This is a genomic window from Sphingomonas endophytica (genome assembly GCF_001476895.1).
Lineage (GTDB): Bacteria > Pseudomonadota > Alphaproteobacteria > Sphingomonadales > Sphingomonadaceae > Sphingomonas > Sphingomonas endophytica_A.
This window is the reverse complement of sequence record NZ_LDTB01000176.1, coordinates 1-1199: the sequence shown is the minus strand read 5'-3', so window position 1 is coordinate 1199 and position 1199 is coordinate 1. Positions and strand designations below refer to the sequence as shown.

The 1199-nt window shown below is 65.9% G+C and carries 1 protein-coding gene and 1 pseudogene; one reads left to right on the top strand and one right to left on the bottom strand.

Translation table 11 applies throughout. The features are described 5' to 3' along the window. Positions 1-473 (top strand): hypothetical protein (locus NS334_RS18775; RefSeq protein WP_206542702.1); only part of this gene is annotated, 473 nt, incomplete at its 5' end. Between the two features lie 72 nt (positions 474-545). Here NS334_RS18775 and NS334_RS19190 read toward each other — a convergent pair. Then, positions 546-1131: pseudogene (locus NS334_RS19190) on the bottom strand (ISAs1 family transposase). Positions 1132-1199: the final 68 nt, after the last annotated feature.

The following is a 1199-nucleotide window of genomic DNA, read 5'->3' as shown; positions in this document are numbered from 1 at the left end:
CCACCTATGCGGAAGGCGGGCCCAAGGTCGAGAAGGACCTCGTGGTCGCGGTCCACCAGCCTGCGAAGCCCGACGGCGACGAGGGCGACAAGGTCGCGCAGGAGTACGATCCCGAATCGAAGTTCGATCTGCCCGGCGGCAGCTACGAGGTGAAGGTGACGGTCGGCGAGGCGAGGGGCACCGCGAGCACGGAAGTGAAGTCCGGCGCGCCGACCCGGGTCACGGTCAATCTCAATGCCGGCGTGGTCGGGATCAAGACCGACAGTGCCCAGCAGATCGACATCTACAGCGCCGAGCGCGACCTCAACGACGAGCGCAAGCACGTCGCGGTGAACTATGAGGCGACCTACAACGTCGCGCTCAACGCCGGCGACTATGTCGCGGTCGCGACCTATGCCGACGGCCAGAAGGTCGAAAAGCCGTTCACCATCGCCGCCGGCAAGCGCCAGACGGTGGAGATCAAGCAGCCGTAAGGCGCGGCGCGTCGGCGTCGTGCATGTGAGGTGAGCACCCTCTTCAGGCTCCCTCCCCCCTTGCGGGTAGGGCTATCGCATATGGGCCAGGACGGTGAGAAGGAAGTCGTTGCTCCATCTTGCCTGGAGCATTTTGTGGCTGGTCCGCGCTGGACCTGGCGTGGCTTGCAGGGCGTTGATGGCGAGCTTGCGGATGACGGCAAGGTTCTCCGGGGCGTGGTCCTTGCGGCTGCGGCAAGCGTCCTCGTCGAACAGAACGTCGAGAACCCAGTGCAGGTTGTTCTCGATGCTCCAGTGGGCGCGGACGACGTCGAGCAGCTTCTTGGCCGACAGCCGCCGCGAAGCCAGAAAGTATCGGGCCGTCCGCTTGGCAGGCTTGCCGGCCGTTGCGCGCCAGCTGTCGATGCGGCCGACCGCGACGATAGCGGGTGAAGCCATGTTTCTTGGCCAATTGCGGTGCCGGCACGATGATGGCTTGCCGGCGCTGGATGCGATCGTGGGCGGCGGTTCTTCGCTGGCTTGCTCGCGCAGGCCGTCGGGCGGTGTCGAGCAACGCCTTGGCGGCCTTGAAGAGCCGGCCGCGATTGCTCTTGATGGCTAGAACGTAGTGGCCCTTCCGGTCGCGGATGGCCTGCGCGACATCGGGCCGGCAATGCAAGGCGTCGGCAGTGACAAGAGCGCCGTCCAGATCGAGCGAGGCGAGGACTTCGAGAACGCCGGCAACCT